The sequence below is a fragment of the Salinilacihabitans rarus genome (assembly GCF_024296665.1).
Lineage (GTDB): Archaea > Halobacteriota > Halobacteria > Halobacteriales > Natrialbaceae > Salinilacihabitans > Salinilacihabitans rarus.
This window is the reverse complement of record NZ_CP100762.1, coordinates 721,677-747,588: the sequence shown is the minus strand read 5'-3', so window position 1 is coordinate 747,588 and position 25,912 is coordinate 721,677. Positions and strand designations below refer to the sequence as shown.

At 70.1% G+C, this 25,912-nt stretch carries 27 protein-coding genes and 2 pseudogenes; 13 read left to right on the top strand and 16 right to left on the bottom strand.

The genetic code is table 11. From position 1 onward, the window contains the following. The first annotated feature begins 9 nt into the window (after window positions 1-9). Window positions 10-888 (top strand): CPBP family intramembrane glutamic endopeptidase, encoded by an 879-nt coding sequence (locus NKG98_RS04080; protein ID WP_254768391.1) that lies wholly within the window; start codon window positions 10-12, stop codon window positions 886-888. A 67-nt stretch (window positions 889-955) separates the two neighbouring features. Here NKG98_RS04080 and NKG98_RS04075 read toward each other — a convergent pair whose 3' ends face one another. Both NKG98_RS04075 and NKG98_RS04070 read right to left on the bottom strand, forming a co-directional pair. Beyond that, window positions 956-1,405: an SPW repeat domain-containing protein gene (locus NKG98_RS04075; RefSeq protein ID WP_254768390.1), complete on the bottom strand. Its 450-nt coding sequence runs from the start codon at window positions 1,403-1,405 to the stop codon at window positions 956-958. A 154-nt stretch (window positions 1,406-1,559) separates the two neighbouring features. Next, entirely contained in the window at window positions 1,560-2,042 is a 483-nt protein-coding gene (locus tag NKG98_RS04070; protein ID WP_254768389.1) for a universal stress protein, read from the bottom strand. A gap of 134 nt (window positions 2,043-2,176) precedes the next feature. Between NKG98_RS04070 and NKG98_RS04065 the strand changes: the two genes are divergently transcribed. Next, window positions 2,177-4,741 (top strand): cation-translocating P-type ATPase, encoded by a 2,565-nt coding sequence (locus tag NKG98_RS04065; protein WP_254768388.1) that lies wholly within the window; start codon window positions 2,177-2,179, stop codon window positions 4,739-4,741. A gap of 15 nt (window positions 4,742-4,756) precedes the next feature. Here NKG98_RS04065 and NKG98_RS04060 read toward each other — a convergent pair whose 3' ends face one another. The 5 genes from NKG98_RS04060 to NKG98_RS04040 all read right to left on the bottom strand — a co-directional run bounded on the left by NKG98_RS04060 (window position 4,757) and on the right by NKG98_RS04040 (window position 8,747). Next, window positions 4,757-5,503, bottom strand: coding sequence for a DUF4397 domain-containing protein (locus NKG98_RS04060; protein WP_254768387.1), 747 nt, complete (start codon window positions 5,501-5,503; stop codon window positions 4,757-4,759). A gap of 150 nt (window positions 5,504-5,653) precedes the next feature. Beyond that, a complete protein-coding gene (locus NKG98_RS04055; RefSeq protein ID WP_254768386.1) occupies window positions 5,654-6,697 on the bottom strand; it encodes a DNA-methyltransferase in 1,044 nt (347 codons plus the stop codon). A gap of 153 nt (window positions 6,698-6,850) precedes the next feature. Beyond that, entirely contained in the window at window positions 6,851-7,387 is a 537-nt protein-coding gene (locus NKG98_RS04050) for a hypothetical protein (protein WP_254768385.1), read from the bottom strand. 180 nt (window positions 7,388-7,567) lie between these two features. Then, the gene (locus NKG98_RS04045) at window positions 7,568-8,158 is read right to left on the bottom strand and encodes a YIP1 family protein (protein ID WP_254768384.1); all 591 of its coding nucleotides are present in this window, start codon (window positions 8,156-8,158) and stop codon (window positions 7,568-7,570) included. A 4-nt stretch (window positions 8,159-8,162) separates the two neighbouring features. Beyond that, a complete protein-coding gene (locus tag NKG98_RS04040) occupies window positions 8,163-8,747 on the bottom strand; it encodes a thymidine kinase (protein WP_254768383.1) in 585 nt (194 codons plus the stop codon). Between the two features lie 131 nt (window positions 8,748-8,878). Between NKG98_RS04040 and NKG98_RS04035 the strand changes: the two genes are divergently transcribed. After that, entirely contained in the window at window positions 8,879-9,526 is a 648-nt protein-coding gene (locus NKG98_RS04035) for a hypothetical protein (protein ID WP_254768382.1), read from the top strand. Here the strand turns inward: NKG98_RS04035 and NKG98_RS04030 are convergent, their stop codons facing one another. Then, on the bottom strand, window positions 9,527-10,114 hold the full coding sequence (locus tag NKG98_RS04030) for an NADPH-dependent FMN reductase (RefSeq protein ID WP_254768381.1): 588 nt from the start codon (window positions 10,112-10,114) through the stop codon (window positions 9,527-9,529). A gap of 120 nt (window positions 10,115-10,234) precedes the next feature. Between NKG98_RS04030 and NKG98_RS04025 the strand changes: the two genes are divergently transcribed. Then, window positions 10,235-11,245 (top strand): nucleoside recognition protein, encoded by a 1,011-nt coding sequence (locus NKG98_RS04025; RefSeq protein ID WP_254768380.1) that lies wholly within the window; start codon window positions 10,235-10,237, stop codon window positions 11,243-11,245. A 14-nt stretch (window positions 11,246-11,259) separates the two neighbouring features. Here the strand turns inward: NKG98_RS04025 and NKG98_RS04020 are convergent, their stop codons facing one another. Then, window positions 11,260-12,180, bottom strand: a complete 921-nt coding sequence (locus NKG98_RS04020; RefSeq protein WP_254768379.1) for an HhH-GPD family protein — start codon at window positions 12,178-12,180, stop codon at window positions 11,260-11,262. Between the two features lie 111 nt (window positions 12,181-12,291). On the opposite strand from NKG98_RS04020, the gene NKG98_RS04015 reads away from it, so the two are divergent. Both NKG98_RS04015 and NKG98_RS04010 read left to right on the top strand, forming a co-directional pair. Continuing rightward, complete coding sequence (locus NKG98_RS04015) at window positions 12,292-12,615, top strand: ribbon-helix-helix protein (RefSeq protein ID WP_254768378.1); 324 nt, start codon at window positions 12,292-12,294, stop codon at window positions 12,613-12,615. A gap of 211 nt (window positions 12,616-12,826) precedes the next feature. Beyond that, window positions 12,827-13,268 (top strand): annotated as a pseudogene (locus NKG98_RS04010) (hypothetical protein). A 9-nt stretch (window positions 13,269-13,277) separates the two neighbouring features. Here the strand turns inward: NKG98_RS04010 and NKG98_RS04005 are convergent. The 5 genes from NKG98_RS04005 to NKG98_RS03985 form a co-directional block, all read right to left on the bottom strand. Beyond that, window positions 13,278-14,630 carry an aminotransferase class III-fold pyridoxal phosphate-dependent enzyme gene (locus tag NKG98_RS04005; RefSeq protein ID WP_254768377.1) on the bottom strand — a complete coding sequence of 451 codons (1,353 nt, stop codon included), beginning with the start codon at window positions 14,628-14,630 and terminating at the stop codon, window positions 13,278-13,280. Window positions 14,631-14,793: 163 nt separating this feature from the next. Then, window positions 14,794-15,069 carry a PadR family transcriptional regulator gene (locus NKG98_RS04000; RefSeq protein WP_152942641.1) on the bottom strand — a complete coding sequence of 92 codons (276 nt, stop codon included), beginning with the start codon at window positions 15,067-15,069 and terminating at the stop codon, window positions 14,794-14,796. Between the two features lie 448 nt (window positions 15,070-15,517). Further along, a complete protein-coding gene (locus tag NKG98_RS03995) occupies window positions 15,518-15,664 on the bottom strand; it encodes a hypothetical protein (protein ID WP_254768376.1) in 147 nt (48 codons plus the stop codon). Between the two features lie 53 nt (window positions 15,665-15,717). After that, window positions 15,718-16,101 (bottom strand): DUF7528 family protein, encoded by a 384-nt coding sequence (locus NKG98_RS19070; RefSeq protein ID WP_425504405.1) that lies wholly within the window; start codon window positions 16,099-16,101, stop codon window positions 15,718-15,720. Between the two features lie 240 nt (window positions 16,102-16,341). Continuing rightward, entirely contained in the window at window positions 16,342-16,938 is a 597-nt protein-coding gene (locus NKG98_RS03985; protein WP_254768374.1) for a hypothetical protein, read from the bottom strand. Between the two features lie 195 nt (window positions 16,939-17,133). Between NKG98_RS03985 and NKG98_RS03980 the strand changes: the two genes are divergently transcribed. Beyond that, window positions 17,134-17,856, top strand: a complete 723-nt coding sequence (locus NKG98_RS03980) for a DUF7117 family protein (protein WP_254768373.1) — start codon at window positions 17,134-17,136, stop codon at window positions 17,854-17,856. Window positions 17,857-17,866: 10 nt separating this feature from the next. On the opposite strand, the gene NKG98_RS03975 is transcribed toward NKG98_RS03980, so the two are convergent. Then, on the bottom strand, window positions 17,867-18,760 hold the full coding sequence (locus NKG98_RS03975; protein WP_254768372.1) for a bifunctional methylenetetrahydrofolate dehydrogenase/methenyltetrahydrofolate cyclohydrolase: 894 nt from the start codon (window positions 18,758-18,760) through the stop codon (window positions 17,867-17,869). 264 nt (window positions 18,761-19,024) lie between these two features. On the opposite strand from NKG98_RS03975, the gene NKG98_RS03970 reads away from it, so the two are divergent. Next, on the top strand, window positions 19,025-19,435 hold the full coding sequence (locus NKG98_RS03970; RefSeq protein WP_254768371.1) for a DUF7522 family protein: 411 nt from the start codon (window positions 19,025-19,027) through the stop codon (window positions 19,433-19,435). Between the two features lie 16 nt (window positions 19,436-19,451). On the opposite strand, the gene glyA is transcribed toward NKG98_RS03970, so the two are convergent. After that, window positions 19,452-20,699, bottom strand: a complete 1,248-nt coding sequence (gene glyA, locus NKG98_RS03965) for a serine hydroxymethyltransferase (RefSeq protein ID WP_254768370.1) — start codon at window positions 20,697-20,699, stop codon at window positions 19,452-19,454. Window positions 20,700-20,831: 132 nt separating this feature from the next. Between glyA and NKG98_RS03960 the strand changes: the two genes are divergently transcribed. The 5 genes and pseudogenes from NKG98_RS03960 (at window position 20,832) to NKG98_RS03940 (ending at window position 25,908) form a co-directional block, all read left to right on the top strand. Continuing rightward, window positions 20,832-22,898 carry a hypothetical protein gene (locus tag NKG98_RS03960; RefSeq protein ID WP_254768369.1) on the top strand — a complete coding sequence of 689 codons (2,067 nt, stop codon included), beginning with the start codon at window positions 20,832-20,834 and terminating at the stop codon, window positions 22,896-22,898. A 196-nt stretch (window positions 22,899-23,094) separates the two neighbouring features. Then, window positions 23,095-23,913 carry a transcriptional regulator TbsP gene (gene tbsP / locus NKG98_RS03955; protein ID WP_254768368.1) on the top strand — a complete coding sequence of 273 codons (819 nt, stop codon included), beginning with the start codon at window positions 23,095-23,097 and terminating at the stop codon, window positions 23,911-23,913. A 115-nt stretch (window positions 23,914-24,028) separates the two neighbouring features. Beyond that, window positions 24,029-24,733, top strand: a complete 705-nt coding sequence (locus tag NKG98_RS03950) for an RNase P subunit p30 family protein (RefSeq protein ID WP_254768367.1) — start codon at window positions 24,029-24,031, stop codon at window positions 24,731-24,733. Then, window positions 24,717-25,334, top strand: coding sequence for a class I SAM-dependent methyltransferase (locus NKG98_RS03945; protein ID WP_254768366.1), 618 nt, complete (start codon window positions 24,717-24,719; stop codon window positions 25,332-25,334). The genes NKG98_RS03950 and NKG98_RS03945 overlap by 17 nt, the downstream gene beginning before the upstream one ends. Beyond that, window positions 25,331-25,908: pseudogene (locus NKG98_RS03940) on the top strand (Rpp14/Pop5 family protein). The gene NKG98_RS03945 and the pseudogene NKG98_RS03940 overlap by 4 nt, the downstream one beginning before the upstream one ends. The last annotated feature ends 4 nt before the right edge of the window (window positions 25,909-25,912 follow it).

Here is a 25,912-nt window from a genome sequence, read left to right as displayed (position 1 = left end):
GTACCGCCGATGTCGAACGATCGGCTCCCGTTGGTCGACGACCACCCGGTCGCGGCGTTCTTCGTGGGCGCGTACGCCTACACGTGGATCGTCTCCGCGCCGGCGGTGTTCATGGAACCGAGTTGGATCGCGGCGATTCTCGTCTACGTCGGGAGTTTCGGCCCGCCCGTGAGCGCCGCGGCGGTGACGTGGCTGCGGGGCGACGACGTCCGGGCGTGGGCGCGACAGATCACCCGCTGGCGGGTCGGCTGGTACTGGTGGGTCGTCGCGCTGGGGCTCCCGCTCGCCATCACGGCCGCCGTCGCCGGCGTGCTCGCGGTGATCGGCGGCCCCGTCGATCTGGGACGGGCGCTGCCGTCGCCCGTCCTGTTCGCCGTCATCTTCCTCTTCGGGCTGACCGTGAGCGGCGGCCTGAACGAGGAACCCGGCTGGCGGGGCTTCGCGCAGGCCCGGCTGAACGACCGGTACGGCGCGCTGACGGCGAGTCTCGTGATCGGCGTCGTCTGGGCCGGCTGGCACCTGCCGTACTTCCTCGCGCCCGTCACGCCCCACTCCGGGTTCCCGTTCGTCAATCAGATCGGCTGGTTCTTCGGAATCCTCCTGCTCTCGGTCATCCTGGCGTGGGCGTACAACGGCACGGGGAGCGTGCTGATCGTCATGGTCCTTCACGCCATGGCGAACTCCGCCGACGTGATCCTCCCGCTCGCCCCGGATCAGATCGTCGTCGAGGGGGTCATCGACGAGGCCGCCGTCGGGGAGGTCGTGGGGGTGCAGTTGCTGGTCCACCTCCTCGTCGTCGTCGCGATCGTCGCGTACTACGGTCGCGACGGACTCGCCCGGGGGCGGATCCCGGGAGCGGCCGACGTCGGCGGGCGAGGGCGGGAGTAGCGAGGCCCGACCCCGGATCGGGGCCGGCGGATCGGGGGGTCCGAAAACGAAACGACGTCGCGGCGCGTCAGGCGCGGGTCCGCGCGCGGGCCGGCGCGTCGGCCCTGCTGTTCGCGTAGGCGTTGTAGCCGGAGAGGGCCGCGACGAGGAGCCCGGAGACGGCCGTGCTCGTCGCCAACTGGCTGCTGCCCATCGTGACGACCGCGGGCGAGACGAGCGCCCACAGGCCGAGCAGGACCGCGAGCGACGCCACGCCGACGCTCGCCAGCCGGTCTTTCGACAGCCGGTAGAAGTTGTAGCCGGCCAGCAGGAAGATCGCCGTCCCGGTCATCGTGTCGTTCCACACCGCCGTCTCCGTCGCCTCGAAGACGAACGGCGATGCGACGAGCCAGAGGCCGAGCAGCGCGGCCAGCGCGCTCACCCACTGGATCACGTCCGTGTTCAGGTAGTCGCGCCCCCGCTCGACGTCGGCGGTCGCGCCGGTCTCGGCGGACCGGTCGGTCGGTGTGTCGCTCATGCCTTCGGGCGCGGTACCCGGTCGCCGGTGAAAGCGCTAGTGCCTGCGGTTGTCGGGACGCGGACGTGCCGTCGCCGTTCGACGGCGAGGCGCGGTCCGGGAGACGCGGTTCGGCTGGCGGCTCGGCGGGTGCGGCCGGCGCGACCCGGCGGGGCTACTCCGACGCCGCGTCGGCCCCGGAGTCGAGGTCGGCGTCGCCCCGCGCGGTCGGCCGGCGCACGACGTGGACGTCACAGACCTCCTCGTCGGCGACGTGCGCGCCGACGCTCGTCAGCGGCGTCGCGATGCGGCCGACGTTGTCCGTGCCGAGAAACAGGACCGACGGGTCGTGTTTCCGGGCGAGCCGTTCGACCCGTTCGGCGAGTTCCGCCTCGGGCGGGAACTCGCGGATGCACTCGCAGTCGAACGACGCGTCCGGCGCCAGCGCGGCCACGCGGTCGCACAGGCGTTCGACGACCGCGTCGACGTCGAACGACCCGTCCTCGTCGATCCACCCCTTCTCGATGGCGTACCGCTTGCGCTCGGGGACGACGGTCACGACGACGACCTCCTCGTCGAGGGCGTGGCCGTACTCGACTGCCCGTTCCAGCGCGGCCTCCGCGAGCTCCGACGCGTCGAATGGGACGACGAACGTCATACGCGGACCATTCGTCGGACGGGCATTAACTCCGCTGGTGCCCACCTCGACTGGCCGGAAACCGCCGCACGGATAGTCGATCGACGGCTTCCGCGGCGGGAGGAGTTTTATCCGTTCCGCCGAAAGGTCCACCCGTGTCCACGCGACCACACGGCCGGTCGGCCGACCGCGTCCTCGACGACCTCGAGTCGCGGGCCGACGGGCTCACGGCCGAGGAGGCGCGCCGTCGGCTCGACGAGTACGGCGAGAACGACATCGTCCGTGGCGGCGGCCGGTCGCCGGTTGACATCTTCGTCGCGCAGTTCGACAGCGCCCTGATCTGGGTCCTCCTCGGGGCGGCCGCGCTCTCGGTCTGGGCGGGCCAGACCGTCGACGCGGTCCTGATCGCGATCATCGTCGTCGCCAACGGCGTGTTCGGCTTCGTCCAGGACTACCGGGCCGAGCGCAGCCTCGAGTCGCTCCGCCAGCTTGCGGCCCCGTCGGCGACCGTCCGCCGGGACGGCGAGGACGTCGAGGTCGACGCGACGGCGGTCGTCCCGGGCGACGTCGTCGTCCTGCGCGGGGGCGACGTCGTCCCCGCCGACGCCCGCCTCCTCGAGGTCGCCGACCTCGCGGTCGACGAGGCCCCGCTCACCGGCGAGAGCGCCCCGGTCTCGAAGTCGCCGGCGGCGGTCGACCCCGACGCGTCCCTCGCCGAGCGCGAGTGTATGATCTACAAGGGAACGAACGTCGCCCGCGGCAGGGGCATCGCCGTCGTCACCGACACCGGGATGGACACCCAGGTCGGCGACATCGCCGAGGAACTCGCCACGACCGAGGCGACGCGCACGCCCCTCCAGACGGAACTCGACTCGCTGGGGCGGACCCTCGGGCTCGGGGTGCTCGCGCTCTCGGCGCTGGTCGCGCCGCTGTTGCTCCTCCGGGGGACGTCGGCGCTTCAGGCGGCGCTCACGGCGGTGTCGCTTGCCGTCGCCGCCATCCCCGAGGGGTTGCCGGCGGTCGTGACGCTGACGCTCGCGCTCGGCGTCCGCAGGATGTCCGAGGAGAACGCGCTCGTCCGCCGGCTCCCGTCGGTCGAGGCGCTCGGCGCCGTCGACGTCGTCTGCACCGACAAGACGGGGACGCTCACGCGCGGGGAGATGACGGTCAGCCGCCTCTGGGTGAACGACGCGGTCGTCGACGCGCGGACCGACGAGGCCCCCTCCGACCGCGAGGAACGCCTCCTGCGGATCGGCGCGCTCTGTAACGACGCGACGGCCGACGACGGCGATCCGACCGAGCGCGCGCTCGTCGCGGCCGCCGAGCGCCGCGGCCTCGACGTCGCCGCCCTCCGGGAGGCCAACCCGCGGACCGACGAGGTGCCGTTCTCCTCGGCGCGCAAGTGGATGGGGACCGTCCACGACGACGTCGGCTACGTCAAGGGCGCCCCCGAGGTGGTCGTCGAGCGCTGCGACCGGGTGCTCACCGAGGACGGCCCGACGGCGATGACGCCGGCGGCCCGCGAGCGGATCGCGGAGCGGGTCCACGCGTTCGCCGACGACGCTCTCCGCGTGCTGGCGATGGCCTACGTCGAGGAGCCGGCCGACGGCGAGGAGCTGGAAGACGAACTGGTCTTCGTGGGACTGACGGGCATGATCGATCCGCCGCGCGAGGAGGTGGCCGACGCCATCGCGACGACGCGGGGGGCGGGCGTCGACGTGAAGATGATAACCGGCGACAACGTCCGGACGGCGACCGCCATCGCCGAGTCGCTCGGCCTCGGGACGACGATGCTCGAAGGGCGGGAGATCGAGGCGATGGACGACGACCGGCTTCGCGAGCGCGTCGAGTCCGTCGACGTCTTCGCGCGCACCTCGCCGGAGCACAAGGTCCGTATCCTCCGCGCGCTACAGGATCGCGGCCACGAGGTCGCGATGACCGGCGACGGCGTCAACGACGCGCCGGCACTGAAGAACGCCGACGTCGGCGTCGCGATGGGGATCCGCGGCACCGAGGTCGCGCGACAGGCCTCGGACATCGTTTTGCTCGACGACGACTACGCGACGATCGAGCGTGCGGTCGAGCGGGGGCGGGCGATCTTCGACAACATCTGGAAGTTCGTCGCCTACCTCCTGAGCGCCAACGTCGCCGAGGTGGCGCTGGTCTTCGTCGCCTCGCTGTTTGGCTACCTCGTGTTGCCGGCGGTCCAGTTGCTGTGGATCAACCTGCTCACCGACGGCCTGCCGGCGCTGGCGCTCGGAGCCGACCCCGAGAGCGGCGACGTGATGGACCGGCCCCCGCGGGACGCCGAGCGGGGGATCCTCGACCGAGAGATGGCCGGCCTGATCGGGGGTACCGGCCTCGTGACCACCGTCGTCATGCTCGGGCTGATGTTCCTGACGCTCGACGGCGCCGCTTCGGTCACCCCGTACGCGATGACGATGGTGTTCACCGGGTTCGTCGTCCTCGAGTTCGAGAAACTGTACGTCATCCGCTGGCTGCGCGAGACGCCCGCGCTGTCGAACCCGTGGCTCGCCGGCGCCGTCGCCGTCTCGGTCCTGCTCCAGTTTGCGGTGCTCTACACGCCGCTCAACCGGTACTTCGGGACGGTGCCGCTCGGCCTCGCGGACTGGGGAGTGCTCGTCGGGGTGCTCGCCGTCTGCCTGCCGGCGTACCTCGGGATCGCGACCCTGTTACGTCGCGCGCGCCCGACCGCCTGAGCCGCGGTCGGCGTCTCAGCCGTCCGCCGCCATCGGCCCGTCGACGGTCGGTCGCAGCGTGAACTCGCGGCCCTCGTCGCCTCCGAGGTAGCCGATTGCCCACGCCGTGTAGGCGACGCCCTGTTCGAGGGTGAGTTCGAACGTGGCGACGGCGTCCGTGGAACCGGCGGGGCGGACCTCGACGTCGTAGGTCGCCGCGGGGACCGCGACGTAGTTTGTCGACTCGCCGAACGAGAGGTTCTCGGCCACGAGCGCGCCGTTGGCCGCGACGTCGACCGCCGGGGCGTCGGGGGAGGCGTGGACGACGCGGACGAGCGCCGATCCGGCGTCGCGGAGCACCTTCGGCCGGAAGGTCCCCGCGCCGAGTTCGCCGATGGCCGCGATGGTGTAGAACGCGCGACCCAGCCAGACGTCGCCCTCGAAGGCGACCGTCTCGGGGTCGCCCGCGGCCGTGATCGTCACGGTGTACGTGCCCGGTTCGGCCTCGAGGTACGGCGTCACGTCGCCGTAGGCGAGGTCGGAGATCACCCGCTCGCCCTCGACGTAGACGTCGACGTTCGGTGCGTCCGGCGAGAAGTGTGCGACCCGGACCGCGGTCGTGGGGGGCGTCGGGCCGTCGCCGCCGTCGGCGCGGTCGCCGGCGTCTTTCGGCTTGCGTTCGTCGTCCTCGTGTTCGCCGCGGGCGTAGACGGGGCTGCTGGCCGCGAGCAGGCCGGCCGCGCCGCCGATGGCCTGAATCGTCCTGCGTCGTGATACCGTCATGGTACGGGGATGAAAGGTGGATCGGACGGCAAAAATCGGTTAGTTAGTCGGGACGACTGTTCGATTTTCGGTGGGTCGTACGGATCGATAGGTCCGGCGTACGACGGCGAAGCCGGCGCGTACAGCCTCTCCGGGGCCCGTTCGGCCCGCTTACTCGCCCTCGACCGGTGCGTGTTCGAGTCGGTAGCCGTCCCCGTCGCGCTCGACGGCGACGGCCTCGAACAGCCGGATGCCGGCCTCCATCTTCGTCATCACGGGGACGTCGTAGTGGTCGGCGCGGTACTCGAGGTCCGCCTCGCCGCGCTCGGCGACGAACGCCCGGTGGCGTTCGAGCCGTCGCCGCGAGACCCGCCGCGACAGCGCCGGCACCTCCTCGACGCGGTCGTCGAACACCGAGACGAACGCCTCCTCGCGCTCCCAGCCGATCGAGTTCCGCCCGGCGCACATCGCCGCGAGCGAGGTGGTCCCCGTCCCCCAGAACGGGTCGAGGACGGTGTCGCCGTAGGCCGAGTACATGCAGATCAGCCGGTAGGGGATTTCGAGCGGGTAGGCGGCCGACCGCTCGCGGAGGTCGTCGGCGGCGTCGAGCGCCTGCAACTCCCCGCGGACGTCGGTCCAGACGTCCGAGAACCAGCGGTTGCGCTCCTCCCAGAAGTAGGCGGCCTCGTACCGGCGGTCGGCGCCGGGCTCGAACGACCGGCTCTCGCCGCCCTTCCGGAAGACGAGGACGTACTCGTGTTCGAGGGTGACGTAGGCGTTCGGCGGCACCATCCCGCTGCCCATGAACTTCGCGGCGCTGTTGGCGGGCTTGCGCCAGAGGACGTCCGGCAGGGGGTCGAACCCCCGCTCCTCGAACGCCCGGAGGACGCGGGCGTGGTTCGGGTAGACGCGGAAGCTCCCGTCGACGGTCCGGGTCGCGTCGCCGACGTTGACGCAGGCGATGCCGCCGTCGACGAGCACGCGCTCGACCTCGTTCCAGACGCGGTCGAGTTGGGCGTGCATCGCGTCGAACGCCGCCCGGCCCTCGCCTTCCGCCAGAGCGTCGGCGACCGCGGGATCGAGGTCCGCGAAGAGGTCGTCCCACATCCCGATCATCGGGTACGGCGGCGACGTGACGACGAGTTCGACCGACGAGTCGGCGACTGACGCGAGGTCGCGGGAGTCCCCGACGACGACGCGGTGGGTCGTCTGCATTGGGGGAGAGTGTCGGCGTCGGCCCCTTAGCTCCTTCGTCGCGGCGAGTTCCGGCGTCGCCGTTCGACGGGCGAGACTCGACGGCAGGACGCGAGGACGACGGACGAAAGAACGAGGGGCGGAAAAACGAACGGAACCGCCGGAACGGGTCGGTTACTCCTCGGTCTCTTCCTCTTCGGCCTCGCCCTCGTCTTCCGCTTCCATCTCCGCTTCCTCCTCGGATTCCTGATCCACCGCGGGCTCGAACTCCTCGATCGGTTCCCACTCCTCTTCCTCCTCGCCCATCAGCCGACGGCGGGCGAGCGCGCCCGCGGCGACGAGCGCCAGCACCAGCGCGAGTCGGGGGAGCCGCCGGGACCCCGATTCCGGTTCGGCTTCCTCCTCCTCGGCTTCCTCGACGAATTCCTCGGTGACCTCCTCGACGATTTCCGGCTCCTCGACCGATTCGAGGTCGGGGGCCCCGAGTTGCTCGGCGACCTCCTCGCGCCCCGCGAGGTAGCCGATGGCCGCGCCGATGCCGAGGAAGACCCCTGCCAGCGGTAGCTGCCGTCGCACCGCCGGCTGGGTTCCGCCGGCCTCCTCGACGGCCTCGACGATCGGTTCGCGCATCGACGACTCCATGCCGACGCCCACTGCCTCTTTCACGACGCGCTCGGACAGGCGTTTGACCTGTTGTTCCCTGTCGGGCATAATGCGGTCGACCACATCCCCGTAAATAGTTCTGTCCAACGTTTCGATCCGTTCTCCCGGACGTCGCGGCGTTAGACCTCACTTACCCGGCCGATTCCGGCCGGACAATACCGGACTAACCGGACGAGAAAGCGGGCGTCGGCCCCCGCCCTCGCCGCCCGCCGGGAGTATAAATATGCGTCACCCGAGCGCGAGCGTCCGGGCGGCGTCGACGCCACGGAAGCCGTAGCCGAAGACGAGCAGGGCCGGGAGCGCCCCGGCGGCCGCCGCGCGGGGCAGCGACGTCCCGTGGACGATCCGCAGGCCGAGGATCAGCAGCGTCGCGCCGTAGGCGGCGGCGACCAGTCGGAGCGCCGGGACCGGCAGTCCGGAGACGACGCAGGGAGCGGTCGAGTAGGCGATCACCTGGACCGTCCGGCTGATTCCGGCCCGTTCGGGGACGAGCGCCGCGAGAAGCAGGGCCTGCAGCGCCGAGACGAAGTGCAGCGCAAGCGGCGCGACCAGCAACGCGACGAGACTCAGCCAGAAGACGGCCGCGAGCGCCGGCGACACCGGCAGCGAGGGGTAGGAGCCGTCGACGAGGAGGAACCGCGTCGCCTCCGAGGCGAGGACGACCGCCACGAGGAACGTCAGTCCGGGCCCCTGATCGCCCGGCGCGATCCCGGCGCGGAAGAACCGGCGCGGGCGGACGAGCACCTCGACCCAGGCCCCCGCGAGTCCGCGCGGGCCGCGCTCGCGCCCGCCCTCGGGTCGCTCGATCCAGCGAGTCATTCGATCAGTCCGTCCGGAGCGTGTGACAGTGTCGACACCGCGCCTCGTAGGACTCCTCGGCGCCGACGAGGATAGTCGGGTCGTCTACGTGCGCAGGTTCGCCGTCGATCAGCCGCTGGTTGCGCGTCGCCGGTTCGCCACAGACGGCACAGATCGCCCGGTACTTCTCGACGTACTCGGCGACGGCGATCAACTGCGGGAGGGGTTCGAACGGCTCCCCGCGGAACGTCTGGTCGATTCCGCTGACGATCACACGCCGGCCGTCGGCGGCGAGGCGCTCGCAGACGTCGACGAGGCCGGTCGAGAAGAAGTTCGCCTCGTCGAAGGCGACGACCTCCTCGCCGTTGAGTTCGGCCGCGACCGTCCCGTACTCGATTTCGGGGTCGACCGCGACGGCCTCCCAGCGGCGGCCGTCGTGGGTGCCGACGTGGTCCTCGCCGTAACGGTCGTCGAGGGCCGGCGAGAAGACGGCGACCTCCTGTCCGGCGATCTCCGCGCGTCGCAACCGGCGGAGCAACTCCTCGGTCTTCCCGGAGAACATGCTCCCGGTGATGACCTCGATCCACCCGCTGTTCGTGATCGCGTGCATCCGGTCTAGGCGGGGAAAGCCTGCGTTAAATTGCTTGCCAATTCACGCGATCGTGACGGTGTTCGTACGCGACGCGACGAAACCGGATAATGGGTCACATAACGAAACTCCCCGGTCCCCGAAAGGTCGGTATGAGCGTGTTCCGGCCGCCGGGGGTGCTCGGTCGGACGACCCGGCGGCGCCTCGTCGGCGTCGGCGCGGCGGCGTCAGCGGCGGCCGCCGAAGCCGTCGGCGTCGGCGCCTGGTTCACGCTCGTCGTCGTCGGCCCCCGGACCACGTCGACCGCCCTCGCAGGGCTCGGCATCCTGTTTTGCGGGTCGTTGCTCAGGGCGGGCGTCTTCGGGGCGACGACGAGCGCGCCGACGGACCCCCTCCAGCCCCGGCGTCTCGCCGCCGCGCTCGCGCTGGCGGGAACGTGGCACCTCTGGCTCCTCGTCGCCGAGGTCGTCGGGGGAACCTCGGGGCTCGTCGCCGGCGGCGCCGTACTCACCGCGGTGCTCGCCGGGCAGTTCGTCCTCGAACGGCGGGTGTTCGGCTCCCGCCGGCCCCGCGGCGGTCCGGTCCACGCCGTCGGCCCGGCGCTGCTCGTCGCCGTCGGCGCGACGACGCTGCTGGCCGCGACGTGGTTCATCGACTGGACGGTGACGACCGCGCCGCTGTCGGTCGGGCCGCGGTCGCTCGTCGTCCGTATCGAGGCGTTCCAGGTCGGCCTCGTCGTCTTCGCCGCGTTCGCGTTCCTCGCCCAGCAGCGGCGGTTCCAGCGGACGCTCGCCCCCTGACTACTTGCCGGTCGCGCCGACGTTGTGGTCGCTCTCGAAGGAGTCCGGGTCCGGTTCGATGTTCGCGTACTGCACCGCGCGCCCGCCGAGTGTCGCCACGCGCTCTTCGAGGGACGGGTCGACGAACGCGCCGTCCTCGAACGCGCGGCTGGCGTCGGGCACCGCGGCCTCGTGGGGGATCACCCACGCGTTGAGCGACCGGCAGACCGACCGCAGGTGTTCGAGCGCCGTCACCGGGAACGCCCCGCCGGAGACCGCGAGCAGTCCGACGGTCTCGTCGCGGAACTCGTCGAACCCGCAGTAGTCGAGTGCCGTCTTCAGCGGCGAGGAGTACGAGCCGTGGTACATCGGCGTCCCGAGCAGGATGGCGTCGGCCCCGCGGACCCGGCGGGCGAGTTCCGCCGCGTCGCCGGCGTCGGCCCGGTCGACGTCCGCGTCGAACGTCGGCAGGTCGTACTCGCGCAGGTCCAGCAGTTCGGTCGTCGCGCCCGCGCGGGCGGCCTCTTCGAGCGCCCGTTCGAGGGCCATCCGGGTGTAACTCTCTTCGCGCAGGCTGCCACAGATCGCGAGGACGTGCACGTCGGCCATGCCCGTGGTAACGGACTCGCGGGCCAAATACACCGGTGTCGGCCCGCGGGTCCGGCGGGGCCAGCCGCGATCCGTCAGCGATCCGACGAACATTTCTCCGTCGACTCGCTACGTATCGCCGTGGCGTCGATCGTCTCCGTCCTGCTGACCGACGCGCTGCCGCGCGTGCTGTCGATCACGCTCCTCGTCGGGGCCGGCGTCGGCCTCGCGAACCTCGCCGTCGCGTACGGCCTCGTCGACGTCGTCGCCCGCGCGGGCCGGTACCTGACGGACCCGGCGAACCTGCCCGACGAGGTCGGCGCGGCCGTGTTGACGAACGCGGTCTCGGTCACCGCCGGCTACGGGATGCTCGCGGAGTTTCGCGAGTCCGGGCTGCTCGACGACCGCGCGACGCTCGTCGCCGTCGTCGTCAACACGTTCTTCGGCTTCGTCCAGCACGTGTTCACCTACTACGGCCCCGTGATCGTCCCCATCCTCGGCCTGCACGCCGGCCTGCTGTACGTCGGCGCGCGCGCCGGCATCTCGCTTGCCATCTCGCTCGTCGGTCTCGTCGCCGGCGCCGTCCTGCTGCGGGGCTACGAGTACGACGCCGACGCCGTCGATCCGACCGTCACCGACGGCGGGGAGGGAGAGGACGGGAGCGCGGAGCGGACCCACCGGGACCGGGTCCGCGAGGCCGGCCACGAGACGGCCGATCGGCTGCGCTCGATCGTCCCGCGGCTGGCGGTCGTCTACTCGCTGGTGTTCGTCGCGCTCGAACGCGCCGACGCGCTGCGCTCGCTGCTCGCGGCCGCCGGACTCCGGGAGCCCGCCGCGCTGGTCGACCCGGTCGCGGGCCTCGTCGGCCTGCCGGGCGCGGCGGTGCCGGCGATCCTCGTCTCGCTGGTCGACCCGACCTCGGGCGCGGTCGCCGTCGCCCCGATGATCGGCGACGTCCTCACCCCCGCGCAGGCGGTCGTCGCGTTGCTGATCGGCAGCCTGTTCTCGCTGACCGTCGGGACGGTCAAGCGCTCGATCCCCTTCCAGTTTGGCATCTGGGGCCCCGAGTTCGGCGCGAAGGTGATCCTCGTCAACGTCGGGCTGAAGGCGGCGTTCATCCTCGTCGCGATCGGCGTCCTCCTGCTCGCGTGACGGGCGCGAGTCCGTTACCGCCGCAGTCGCGCGACGCGCTCGCCGTCGGGCCCCGCCTCGACGTCGACCAGCCCGTCGTCCTCGAGGTCCGCCAGCAACCCGACGAGCCACTCCCGGCCGTACTCGCCGTCGGGCGCGTAGTCGACGCGGATCCGGTGGCCGAGCGCGTCGAGCGCGAGTTCGTCGTACTCGCGCAGGGCGGCGATCACGCGCCCGCGGAACTGCCGGCGGCTGCCGTCGAAGGCGGGCTGGGTGGGGACGTCCGGCGCCGTGAAGTCGCCGCTGGCGTAGGCCATACACCACTCGCGCCACGGGCAACCGACCTCGTCGCAGCGGGGCGCCTTCGTGCAGGCGACCCCGCCGAGTTCCATGATCGCGTTGTTCCAGACCCGCGAGCGGCCCTCGGGCATGAGTTCGTTCGCGGCCGCCTCGAACGCGCCGTCGTCGTCCGGGACGTCGAACGCCCGGTAGGCGACCCGCTTGACGTTCGTGTCGACGACCGCCTCGCCGGCGTCGAAGGCGAAACTCGCCACCGCGTTCGCGGTGTACGGGCCGACGCCCATCAGTTCCTGCAGTCCGTCGGGCGTGGTCGGAAACTCGCCGCCGCGTTCCTCCTCGACCTGCCGGGCGGCCTCGTGGAGGTACTTCGCCCGGTTGTTGTAGCCGAGGCTGTGGGCCGTCCAGAAGCCGACCACGTCCGCCCGGTCGGCCGCCGCGAGGTCGGCGGTCGTCGGCCACCGGTCGAGGAACGCCGCCCAGGCCTCCTCGACGCGTTCGAGTTGGGTCTGCTGGCTCATCACCTCGCTGACGAGGATGGCGTACGGGTCGTCGGTCCGGCGCCACGGGAACTCGCGGTGGTCGGCCTCGTACCACTCGATCAACGCCTCGCGGACGGCGTCGAGGTCGTCCGGCAGCGTCCACTCCCCGTCGGTCATCGACGGCCCTTGGGAGGGGGCCGGTTTAGGATTTCGGAAAGGGAACGGCCCGGCCGGGCGGCCGCGTCGAACCACGAAAGGCCTAAACGCCACGCTCCAGTCCACTCCCGTATGAGCCTCGACGACCTGAACGACGAGATGCAGGCGTCCTACTCCGCCTTCGGCGACGAACTGTCCGTCTCGCTCGACCGCGAGACCCGCAACGAACTCGCCTTGCTGGAGACGGCCCTAGAGCCCGAGTCCACCGACGAACTCGTCCGCCGGGCGATCCACATGCTCTTCCAGACGACCGTCGACACCGGCAAACTCGACTTCCAGCTTCGCTCCGGCTACGACGTGACCTACGACGAGTACCTCTCGGGGATGACCTTCGAGGAGATGACCGGCGCCGACGACTACCCCCAACTGGACGACGAGCGCCGCTACCAGTTCTGAAGACCCGGCGTTTGCGCCGTGGGCTCGCTTTTCGCCAGCCTCGGCGGAAGCCGGACCGGACCCCCTCTCCATTTCACCCGCGTCGGTCGTTCCGGGTCAGTCGCTGGTTCAAGCTATATACCGGCCGGCGGTGAGAGTCGTGGCTATGGCGTTCGAGTTCCTCGTGCGGCTACAGGACTTCGGCGTGCGCTCGCTCGTGACCCACGCGATCATGGCGGTGACGTTCGTCGCAGCGATACTGTCCGGCCTCTTCGTCGAGGGGGACCTCGGTGTCCTCTCGTTCGTCGCGTTCCTCAACTTCACCGCCGGGGTGTGGGTCTGCCAGTCGGTCCACTCGCTGGGGCACTCGACGACCGACGGCGAGTACGAAGGCGTCCTCTCGACCATCTCCCGATATGTCGGATGAGTCGACCGGCGTGGACGTCGGCCGGTTCGCCCGCCTCCTGACCCTCATCGCCGGCGTGACGGCGGTCTCGCTGTTCACGTCCGCGAACGTGTTGCCGAGCGATGCCGTCTCGGTCGCTGTCGTCGCCATCGGTGCCGTCGCCCTCGTGACGGCGATGACCGGGTTCCTGATCGCCGTGGGGTCGACGTACGACGAGTCGATGCGGGAGACGGAGGTGCGGACGGACCGCGAGCCGAGCGACCGCTGAGAATCGAGTTCAGACCGTCGTCGTCATCTCCTCGGCGACGTCCTCGACGGCGTCGAGGAACAGCCCCGCGCCGAGGTCGATCTCGCGCTCGGTGACGTCGAGCGGGGGCAGCAGGCGCAGCGTCTTGTGCCCGCAGCCGAGGGTGAGCAGGCCACGCTCCATCGCCGCCTTCACGACCGCCTCGCGGCGGGCCTTGGTGTCGAACTCGACGGCGAGCATCAGGCCGCGGCCGCGCACGTCGATCATCCCCTCGGCGTCGCTCTCCTCGAGGATCGCGCGGAACTGCTCGCCGCGCTCGCGGACGTTCGCCAGCAGGTTTTGCTCGCGGATGGCGTCGATCGTCAACACGCCCTGCAGCGAGGCGATGACGTCGCCGGCGCCCCACGTCGAGGAGAGCCGTCCGGTCTCCTCGGGGAAGACGTCCGAGCGGGAGATCGTCGCGCCGACGCGCAGGCCCTTCGCGCTGGTGATGACGTCCGGAGTGAGGTCGAGGTGGTCGACGCCCCACATCTCGCCGGTGCGGCCGAGACCGGACTGGATCTCGTCGGCGATCACCTTCAGATCGAACCGCTCGCGGGCGGCCTCGAGGTCGCGGGCGAACTCGGGGTGGGGGACGCGGTAGCCGCCCTCGCCCTGCAGCGGTTCGAGGATGACGAACGCCACCTCGTCGGGGTCGATCACGCCCCGCTCGGGGTCGAGTTTGTCCGCGAGGACGTTCCCGCCGGGGCCGTCGGTGCGCCACTTCGTCTCGTAGGCCTCGTCGGTCGAGGGGTACGGGAGGGCGACGACGCCGGGCACCTCGGGGTAGCCCGTCCGGTGGACGGCCTTCGAGCGGTTCAGCGAGAGCGCACCGAGGGTGCGCCCGTGGAAGGCGCCGTCGAAGGTGAACGCGCGGTGGCCGCCGCGGGCGTAGCAGATCTTGATCGCGTTCTCGACGGCCTCGGCGCCGGAGTTCGAGAGGAAGACCCGGTCCATGTCGTACTCGCTCGTGAGGTCGACCAGCCGCTCCATCAGCTGGGTCGGGCCGGGGAACTCGGTGTCCTCGGGAGTGGAACCGCCACTGACGTAGAAGTCCTGACCGGCGATCTTCAGCGGGTCGACGACGTCGAACTCCGCGAGGCGATCGCGAACCGCGGGGTTGTTGTAGCCGAGCGGGGCGGCGGCGACGTGGCTCGTGAAGTCCATCAGCACGTTGCCGTCGACGTCGGTGCAGAAGGGGCCGATCGCGTCGGCCTGCGTGTCCCAGACGAACTCGTAGACGTAGGTGCTCGGAGCGGCGAACCGATGGTGGTGCTCGACCCACCGCTTCGCTCGCTCCCCGGGTACAGTGTCGACCTGCGGTTCGACCGTATCTCGGTCCATACCAACGCTGGACCGGCCAACGATTAAAAATATTCGTTGTGGTTCGAGCAATTCTGGACCGTACCCGGCGTACGACCTCGGATCGGCGGGCGGCCGCGAATCGCGCCGCTCACGGCGCCGTCGGGCGGCCGTTTCGCGGGCGACGTCGGTCGCGGCGACCGCGTCAAAGGTCGACGTACTGGGCCTCCCACTCCCGACGCGCCTCGAGTTCCCGGCGGCCGCGCCGGGTCAGAGTGTAGAAGTTCGTCCGCCGGTCGCGACGCCCCTTCTCGACGAGACCCTTGTCGACGAGCGTGTCGAGGTTCGGGTAGAGCCGTCCGTGGTGGATCTCCTTCTCGTAGTACTCCTCGAGTTCCTCCTTGATCGCCAGTCCGTGCGGTTCCTCCTCACCAGCGATGACGTAGAGCAAGTCACGCTGGAATCCTGTCAGGTCGTACATTGGGTAAGTACCGATCGTAGTTCCTGTCTAATTTTAATAAATATGTCGGGTCGTTACGGGGCAAACAGCGCTATTACTATCGACGACGGACGTTTGCGCTCACCTCGAATGATAACCGTGATGACCGATTACTTCGGGCGATCGCATAACCGTCAGTTCATGTTTAGGGTTCAGAGCGTTTCACCGGGTACAATTCCTCGCTGAGTCGGCGCCGTCGAGCGGTCGCCGGACTGAGCCGTGGCTCGACGGCGTGAGTACGAAACAGGAAAGCAAACCGCGTGGCGGGAAAAGTGCCACGCGATCGCTTGCCGCCCTGAATTGGTCCCCGCTGACGCTTCGGCCCTCCAAGCGAAGCGTCACCTGAAGCATTTCGCTCGGGGAACTTAAAGGTACCGACAACGGACCGGTTCGTGATACGTTTACACGGAATTTCGTCGGCGAGAAACGGTCATATGTGCTCCTCTTCGAGTACCCATCCGAGCGCGCGACGGTAATAAGTGAACATCTCCCTGACGCCCTCGTGGCGCATCTCCTCGCTCTCGAGGTGCTCTTTGAGGAACTCGTACTGCTCGCGGATCTCCGCTTCGTCTCGCATGGGCGACGGTACCGGGTCCAGGGGCAAAAAACGACGCCCGATCGGACCGGGAGTCACTCCGCTTCGAGGATCCCCTCCGTCGTCGCGTCGACGTCGGCGACGCGTTTTCGCGCGGTCAGCGGCTGTCTCGAGACGAGGTCGCAGTCGAACGCCGGGTGTTCGGCGAAGTGCCGGACGAGCATGTGACGACGCCCGCCCGAGAGGCCGCCGGCGGCGACGTCCTCGGCGGTGAACTCCGCCGGGAGGCCATCGTAGAGTGCGACGCAGTCGTCGAAGGAGTCGAACACCTTGCGGTGACCGCTGGAACTCGCCCGTCGGCGTTCGACGACGTAGGTCCCGTCGGCCCGGCGGGTCGCGGCGGTGTCGACGAACTCCCGCCGGTCGGTCAGCGCCTCGGTGAGCCCCTCGCGGAGTTCGACGGCGTCCGCTCTGCTCAGTTCGTACGTTTCGGCACCGACCTCGACGCGGACCGACCCGTCGGACGGGACGACGCGAACGTCGTCACTGGCGGAGAATTTCTCGACCAGGAGCGCGGGAACTCCGTGTCATCGTACCGGAAGGGTCGACCGCGCCCCCCAAAACGGTTCCGGTCGCACAGACGGGGCTGTCGCTCGGGGCGGGCGTCGCCGAAAAGAAACGCGTCGTCGGCGGTGTGCGTCGCGAGCCGACGCGGACGCTTACTCGCCTTCGTCCTCGCCGTCGCCGTCGGACCCGTCGTCTTCGGTCTCGTTGCCGTCCATCCCGTCGCCGAGCGTCAGGGTGACCTCCTCGTCGTCGCCGTCGACCTCGACGTCGTCCTCGGCCTCCTCGCCGTCGGACTCGGCGTGGACGGTGTACTCGCCGTCCTCGAGGTCCTCGAACTCGACGACGCCGTCCTCGTCCGTCTCGTCTTCCTGTGCGTCCATCTCGTCGTCGGTGCCCGTCCCGTCCTCGGTCTCGTTGCCCTCGGTCTCGTTCTCGTCCGTCTCGTCGTCGCCGAGGCCGTCGTCCATCGTCCCGCCCGCTTCGAGACGGACGGTGGCGTCTTCGACCGGGTCGCCGGCGTCGTCCTCGACGGTGACCGTCAGCGTGTACGTCTCGTCTCCGGTCTCCTCGTCTTCGGTCTCGTTGTCCTCCGTCTCGTTGAGTCCCTCCTCCTCCTCGTCTTCGGTCTCGTTGTCCTCCGTCTCGTCGTCTCCACCGGGGCCCTCGTCGGCACAGCCGGCGAGGACGAGCGTGGTTGCGGTTCCGGCGGCGGCTACGAACGTCCGTCGACTGGTTCGTCGATGGGACATATTCTTCGATAAGACGGTCCGATACGTTGCCGTGTGGCCTGCAAGAGCCGAACGTTAATATCCTGTTGTCTTTCAGTCACCAGCCGAGGACCGTCACCGTCGGCTGACCGTCGCCCGACGTGACCGGTCGGCGTCCGTCACCGTCACGCGGTCGCGTCGATGGGCCTTTTGCCGGCGCTCGAGTACGTCCCGGTGATGAAGATTCGCGGCGAGCGCGAGTGCACCGAGTGTGGGACCCGCTGGTCGTACTACGAGACCGGCAGCGTGGGCTGTCCGGCCTGCGGAAGCCTCCGCAGCGTCGGCCTCGACGAACGAACCGAGCACACCGACATGGGGGCGGCCGCGACGTTCGACCTCACGCCCGTCCGGGCGGACGTCGACGACGTCGCGACCGACGACCTCGCGGCGAGGGCCCGCGACCGCTGTCGCGAGTACGTCCGCCAGCGCGGGTTCGTCCGCGGCGGCGAGTTGCGCGACCTCGACGACACCTACCTCGCGGCGATCGAACTCCTCCACGTCGCGGACGTCGTCGCACGCGAGATGCGCCTCGCCGAGCACGAGGAACTGTACTTCCTCTCGCTGTTGCGCGACGCCGACCAGAGCGAGCGCCCGCCCGTCGCGGAGGTCCCCGAATCGCTCCGGGCCGCGCGGGGGTTAGCCTACGCGAACGCCGTCCGGGAGTACCGCCGCGACGTCCGGACGTGGGCCGAGGACCGGTCGCTCGACCCGGACGCGCGGAGCGGCCTCGAAATCCTCGGCGACCACGTCAAGCGCATCCAGATGCTCGACGGGGACGTCGAACCCCGGACCGTCGAGACGCTGGTGGCGGCGACGCGCGACCTCGCCGACGGCGTCCGCGGCGACGAGGCGGCGCTCGCGCGCGCGCAAAACAGACTCGATTCGCTGGCGGTGGCGTGACCGGCGCGGTTCAGGGCAGGTCGACGTCGACGCTCGTCTGGAGACTCGCCGCCTTCACCGTGTTGTAGAGCAACATCGCGCGCGTCATCGGGCCGACACCGCCGGGGACGGGCGTGATGGCGCTTGCCTGCTCTTTCGCGCTCTCGAACGCCACGTCGCCGACGAGTTCGTACCCCTTCTCGGTATCGGCGTCCACGCGGTTGACGCCGACGTCGATCACGACGGTACCCTCGGAGAGCATCGAGCCGTCGATCAACTCGGGGACGCCGACGGCGGCGATCACGACGTCCGCGGCGCGGGTCTTCGCCGCGAGGTCCTCGGTCCGGGAGTGACAGACCGTCACCGTCGCGTTGCCGTCGTCGGCCTTCTGGATCAGCAGGTTCGCCAGCGGCTTGCCGACGATGTCCGAGCGGCCGACGATGGTCACGTCCGCGCCCTCGGTGTCGACGCCGGCGGCCTCGAGTAGCTTCTGGACGCCGTGGGGGGTGCAGGGCCGGAAGCGGGCGTCGCCGGCGACGAGGCGGCCGACGTTCTCGGGGTGGAAACCGTCGACGTCCTTCAGCGGGTCGATCCGGCCGATCACCTCGCGGTAGTCGACGTGGTCCGGGACCGGCGCCTGGACGATGTAGCCGTTTACCTCCGGGTCGGCGTTGAGGTCCTCGATGGTGTCGAACAGGTCCGCGGCGGGGGCGTCGCCGTCGACGTCGACGTGGACGCCCTCGATGCCGACCTCCTCGCAGTCCCGCTGTTTCATGTTCACGTACGTCTCGCTCGCGGGGTCCTCGCCCATGAGCACCGTCGCGAGGGTGGGTCGTTCGCCGGCGTCGGCCAGCGTCTCGATCGCGTCCGCGAGGTCGTCGCGGATCTCGCTCGCGACGGCGTTCCCGTCGATGATCTCGGCCATACTCGTGAGGGCGGCGGCGAGCCTAATCAACGCTCGGGTTCGTGCCCAGATCAGGTCGTCAGAGGCGATCGAATGGGCACGGACGTGCAACGGCCGTTGGTCGTCACGGCGGCATCTTGCGTCGCGCCGTCGAACTCCACCCCGTGCAGGAGGACAGCACGGTCGCGAACGGGCGGACGTTTACGGGGACGAGCGCGCCGCGAACGCACGGTGACCCACGCGCCGGCCCGAGGACTTATAGTCGTGCTGACTGATACCGCCGGTATGACGAGCGACCTCGCTCGTACGCTCTCGGACCGACTCGCCGACCGCTTCGGCGACGCCCTGCGCAGCGTCGGTCACTACGACGCCGACGGCGGCGAGTTCGTCTTCGTTCGCGAGGACGTCGACGCCGAGTACGACGCGAGCGACCGCACGCGGGTCTTCCGCCACCTCAGGCTGGAGGCCCTCGACAGGCCGAACGAGGAGTCGCTGTTCACCCACGGCCGCCTCGAAGCGACGGTGCGCTGCTTCGAGCGGGCCATCGAGTTCCACGTCGCCGTGAGCGAGACGGCGGGCCTCGTCGCGTCGGTCGACGCCGGCGAAATCGGGGAGCTCAGGGAGAGCGTCGACTGCTGTCTCGACGTCGCCGCGGGCGGAGACGGGGCGGTCGACCGGGCCGGCGACGACGAATAACGATCGAACGCGACTCCTACTCGTACAGCGGGTTCGCCGCACAGAGGTCGGCGACCTCCTCGCGGACCTCGCTTTTGACCCCCTCGTCGTCGGGCGCGTCGATCACGCGGGCGATGAGGTCGGCGACCGTCCGCAGGTCGTCCTCGTCGAAGCCGCGGGTGGTCAGCGCGGGCGTGCCGGCGCGGATGCCCGAGGGGTCGAACGCCGAGCGCGTCTCGCCGGGGACCGTGTTCGCGTTGCAGACGATGCCCGCCTCCTCGAGGGCCTCCTCGGCGTCGCCGCCGCTCGTCTCGGGGTGGCTCTCGCGCAGGTCGACGAGGACGAGGTGGTTGTCGGTGCCGCCGGAGACCAGCGAGAAGCCGTGCTCGGAGAGCCGTTCGCCGAGCGCCCGCGCGTTGGCGACCGTCCGTTCGGCGTACGCCTCGAACTCGGGTTCGAGGGCCTCCTTGAAGCCGACGGCCTTGCCCGCGACGTTGTGCATGAGCGGGCCGCCCTGGCCGCCGGGGAAGACCGCCGAGTCGACGTCGTCGGCGTGTTCGTCGCTCGTCATGACGATGCCGCCGCGGCCGGCGCGGATCGTCTTGTGCGTCGAGCCGGTGACGAAGTCGGCGACGCCCACGGGCGAGGCGTGGACGTCCGCCGCGACGAGGCCGGTGATGTGGGCGATGTCGGCGAGGTGGTAGGCGTCGACGGACTCGGCTACCTCCTGGATGCGCTCCCACTCGACCTCGCGCGGGTACGCGGAGTAACCCGAGACGATAACGTCCGGGTCGAACTCCGCGGCGAGGTCGGCGAGGCCCTCGTAGTCGATGTAGCCCGTCTCGGTGTCGACCTCGTACTGTTCGACCTCGTACAGCTGGCCGGTGAAGTTCGCCGGGTGGCCGTGGCTGAGGTGGCCGCCGTGGGTCAGATCCAGCGAGAGGATCCTGTCGCCGGGTTCGAGGACGGCGAAGTAGACCGCCTGGTTCGCCTGCGTCCCGGAGTGGGGCTGGACGTTGACGTGCTCGGCACCGAACAGCTCCTTCGCGCGGTCGATCGCCAGTTGCTCGACCTCGTCGGCGTACCGACAGCCGCCGTAGTAGCGCTTGCCGGGGTAGCCCTCGGCGTACTTGTTCGTGAGCGCGCTCCCCTGTGCGTCGAGGACGGCCCGGCTGACGTGGTTCTCGCTCGCGATCATCGACAGCGTCTCGCGCTGTCGGTCGATCTCGCCTTCGAGGGCGTCGGCGACGTCGGGATCGACCTCCCGGACGTGGTCGTGCTCCATACCCGAAATCCGGACAGGCCGATGTATAAGTGTACCCGTCTTCGGCAAACCGGGGGCCGTCGTCGTTTTGGTATCCGGTAAAAGTTACCGTCCGTTACAACTAACTACCCCGGGTGACATTCGGCGATTCGAATGATCGAGTGCGAGGTGGCGGGCGACCACCTTCGCGTCGAGGCAACCGACGCGAAGCTACGCGTCCGCGGGGCCGACGCGGAGTTCGCCGTCGAGGACGACGGCCCGACCTCGCCGCTCCCTCGCCCCGTCGACCGGACGGCACGCGCCGACGGACGGGGCCTCCGGCTCCCCGCCGGCGACGCCCGGGTCGTCGCCGCCGGCCGCTCCGGGGGCCGTCGGCTCGACCCGGCTTCGGGACCGCTGGACCTGCCGGCCGGCGAGTACCTCGTCGACGTCGACGCCGCGGTCCGGACGTACGCCCGTTTCTCCGGGCCGGCCACGATCCGACCAGCGGTGGGGTCGGGACTCGCCGTCTCGTTTCCGGGACGCACCCGTGCGACCCTCGGCTTCCGGGCCCGGCGCGAGTTCCCGTCCGGGACGATCACCGTCCCCGGGACGCCCCGCGGGGTCGCCGAGGCGCTGCCGTACCTCGCGGCCGCGGGCGGGACCGACGGCCCCGACCGGTCCGATCCGGCGGTCCGCGGCCACCCGCCGCTGGTCGAGGTCGGCGCCGACTTCGACGTCCCCGACGACCTCCGGGCGCCCGACGCGGGCGTCGAACTGGTCGCCCCGCCGTCGTTCGAGGCGCTGTTCGTCCTCGCGCCGCTGGCGTACTACCTCGGCGCGACCGTCGCGGTCCGCGAGGGCGCCGTCCCGACGCTCCGGCTCCCCGGCCGCGGGATCGAGCGGCGGCTCTCGGCCGTCCCGGGGCTCGAACGCGACGTCGAGAGGCTCCTCCGCGAGACGTTCTTCCTCGACTGCCTCGTCCGCGAGGCCGACCCGTTCGGCGAACGGCTCGCGGAACGGGACCTGCTCGCCGATCTCGATTTCGACCCCGAGTCGCTGCGTCGCGCCCCGACTCACGAACGGCTCGCGGCGTACCTCGACCTTCCGGACGGCGCGCTCGACGGGCGCCTGCCGGAGTGGCACCTCTCGACGTACGTCGAGCCCGGGCCGGCGAACGTCGAGGCGCTCCCGTTCCTGCTCGACCGGCTGAGCCTGATCTACACCCCCCGGACGTCGGAACTCGAGGGCCGGGAGCTGATCGACCGCTCGCTGGCGGAGTTTCTCGGGGAGCGACCCGTCAGGGCGAGTTCGAGCCGGGTCGCGAGCGTCGACGTCCTCAAGCCGGACCTCCGCGGCGGGAAGGTCCACGGCTGGCTCGCCGACGGCGTCCCCATCGACGTCTTCAAGTCGGCGCCGGCGGCCTACCGGAACCGACTCGACCACCTCCGCCGGCGGGACGACGGAACGTCGGTCTGCGTCGTGGTCAACGAACCGGAGATGGCCGGCGAGCGCGAGCACGTCGCCCCGATCTACCGCGAGTGCAGCGAGGAGCGGCCGATCGACGTGGACGTCGTCGAGTCGCTCACGACGGCGCGACTGGCCCGCGTCTTCGAGCGCGAGTACGACTTCGTCCACTACGTCGGCCACTGCGAGACCGACGGATTGCGCTGTCGGGACGGGACCCTCTCGGCGTCGAGCCTCGACCGATGTCGGGCCGAGACGTTCTTCCTCAACGCCTGTGGCTCGTTCTACGAGGGACTCGACCTGATCGAGCGCGGCAGCGTCGCGGGCGCGGTGACGTTCGCGCAGGTGCTCGACGAGCACGCCGTCAAGGTCGGCGCGACGTTCGCGCGGCTGCTCGTCGGCGGCTTCAGCATCGAGCGGGCGATGCGACTCGCCCGGCGACGGATCATGATGGGCAAAGACTACGCGGTCGTCGGCGACGGCACCCACTCGCTGCCGCCGGCCGCCGGGTTACCGCCGGCGACGGCGACGGTCGAACCCCTCGCGGGCGACCGCTTCCTGCTCGCGCTCGACCGCTACTCGACCCGGGCGGCCGGCGCCGTCTACCGGCCGCGCGTCGGGGACGGCGACCGTGCGCGGCTCTGCGGGACCGAGGAGACGACCGTTCTGCCCCGCGAGGACCTCGTGGCGTTTCTCCGGGGGTCGGACGCGCCGGTGGTCTACGACGGCGACCTCCGCTGGTCGACGGACCTCGCCTCGACGCTCACGCGCTAGCCGGTCGCCGAACGTCGAAACTCCCAGAACCGAACGGCGGTGAACTATCCGGCGTTCGGGCTGAAGTTGCGTCGCGAATCGAGAAATGACGAAATCTCCCGACAAAAATCACCGGTTTACGGTACTGAGGCGAAGTTCTGACGTGCGAACGGCCAACAAAATTAAGTAGATTGCTGGCGATTACTTCTGCATAGAAATGGGTTCGAATTTACTTAACCATCAGATTGACGATATCCTCGAAACCGTCCTCGAGGACGCCAGCGGCGACGTTTACATGGTCAATCCCTCGTGGGACGCGATCGAGGAGTTCGTCTCCGTCGCCACCGCCTTCGACGGCGAGTTGCCGACCGTCCACATGCTCGCCGACGAGCGCACCCTCAAGGACGTGATGGACGACTTCATCGTCGCCTCGAACGCCGCCGACCTCATCGCCGAGGACGCCCTCGAACTGCGCACCCTCGAGCAGGCGCCGGAGAACTCGCTGCTGGTCACCGAGGACCGCGTCGTCGCGGTCGTCCACGCCGGCGACCGCGTCGGCGGCCTCGTCACCGACGACGAGGAGTTCGTCGCGGCCGCGGCCGACACCTACGAGAGCCGCTGGGCCGACGCCGAGGCGTTCAACCTCCGGACGCCGCCGATCACGCGGGTCAAGGAGACCCTCGCCGAGGAGATCAGTCCCGAGGCCGAGGCCGACTTCACCGCGATCCTCGACTCGCTCGAGACCGCCCGCGGCGACGGCGACGGTCTGGACGAGGTCACCATCTCGCTGCTCGTCGCCGCCAAGAACGAGGCGCTGCTGTACGACATCAGCAAGTGGGGCGAGGACGTCGGGATCGCCAGCAAGGCCACCTTCAGCCGGACGAAGACCAAACTCGAGGACATGGGTCTCATCGACACCGAGAAGGTGCCCATCGACGTCGGCCGCCCGCGCCTGCGCCTGAAGATCGGCGACGAACGCCTCGAAGAAGCGGACAACGGCCAGCTCGCGACGGTGGCGCAATCTATCCTCAACTGATCGAGTCTCTACTCCGTAGTTCGGCCCGCGCTCCCGTCGGTCGCCCGCGGTGAGCGTCGATGACGGTCTGTCGCGTGACGCAAACCCCAAGTCGGAGCCCCGTCTCGATCCGGGTATGTACGAGGCCGTCCGCGCCAGCCCCGACGGCGACAGCACGGTCGCCCAGTTCGCCGAGACCGCCGCCGAGTACGGCTTCGAGGGCGTCGTCGTGCGCAACCACGCGGGCTCGCGAGCCGACTACGACGCCGCGGAACTCGCCGACGAGTACGGCGTGGACGTCGTCGAGGGGGTCGAGATCCGCGCGGAGAATCCCCAGCGGGCCAGCGGCTCGGTCGGCAACTTCCGTACGTCGCATACGATCGTCGCGGTCGGCGGCGGGACGCCGGCGATGAACCGCTTTGCCGTCGAGAACGACAAGGTGGACGTACTCTCGCACCCGATGGCGGGCAAGGGTGACGTCAACCACGTCCTCGCGAAGGCGGCCGTCGAGAACGGGGTCCGCATCGAGTTCGACCTCTCGGTCGCCCTGCGCGAGAGCGGCGGCCGGCGGGTGCAGGCGCTCCAGTCGCTGCGAAAGCTCCGCGAGATCGTCGCCTACTACGACGCGCCGTACGTCGTGAGCGCGGGACCGACGAACCGCTTCCAGCTGCGCGCGCCGCGGGAACTCGCCGCCGTCGGGGAGCGGATCGGCTTCGCCGGCGAGTGGATCGAGGACGGCCTGCGCGAGTGGGGACGGCTGGCCGAGCGCAACCGACGGATCAGGTCCGAGTCCTTCATTGAACCGGGGGTCGAACGCGGTAGGTATGAAGAGGAACCTTGAGGAACACGCCGCGCGGTTCGACGAGAAGGCGACCGAGTACGACGACTCCAGTTCCGAGGAGTACCGCGCCTGCGCGAATCTGGTGATCGAACACGCCGCCGACGTCGACGGCGTCGTGCTGGACCTCGGGACCGGTACCGGCGCCATCGCGCTGGCGCTGGCGTCCGAGGCGGACCGCGTCGTCGGCCGGGACATCAGCGAGGGGATGATGGAGGAGGCCCGTCGGAAGGCCGACGAGCGGGGGATCGAGAACGTCGCGTTCGACTACGGGACGTTCCGCGAACCGAACTACGACGGCCCGGTCGACGTGGTAACGTCGAACTTCGCGATGCACCACCTCTCCGACGCCGAGAAGCGCGAGGCGATCGACGCCATCGCCGCCCTCGGGCCCCGACGGTTCGTCCTCGGGGACGTGATGTTCTTCGGCGAACCGGACCCAGAGGAGCCGTTCTACAGCCCCGAGGTCGACGATCCGGCGACGGTCGGGACGCTGGCCGACGCGCTCACCGACGCGGGGTTCGCGCTGACGGCCGTCGAGCGCGTCCACGACCAGGTGGGCGTCCTCGTCGCCGAGCGCGGGCGCGAGGCCGACGCGGAATGAAACACCTGCCGAAACACCTGCGCCCGCACTGGCGCTACCTCGCGGTCGACCTCCGGACGCCGCCAGAGACGGAACTCGACCGGCGGGCGTTCCAGCGCGAACTCTGGTACGCCGGACAGAACCTGCTCGGGGACCCGGGCAGCGCCGACGCCGACCTGACGGTGATGCGCTTCTCGTTTGCCGACGGGACCGGCGAGGCCATCGTGCGGGTCCGCCACGGCGAGGTCGAGGCCGGGCGGGCGGCGCTGGCCTGTATCGACGGGATCGACGGCGCGCCCCTCGGAGTGCGGGTACGGGGCGTCAGCGGGACGATCCGGGCCGCAGAGGAGAAGTACCTCGGGCGCTGAGCCGGACCGACCGGCCCGTCCGGAAGAGTAATCGGCCGAGGTAGCGGAGAAACCCACCACGGTAAGAAAAGTATTTAGGTCGACGCGGGCAAGATTCCGAGGAGAGAAACGTCGTGTTCGGAACCGCAGACCGAGTCGCCGTCGCGCGAAATGGATCTGCAGGCGTGCGACCGCGGCTCGATGACGCGGGCCCGGGCGCGACAGACCTCGATTACGATTTAGCGTGATACT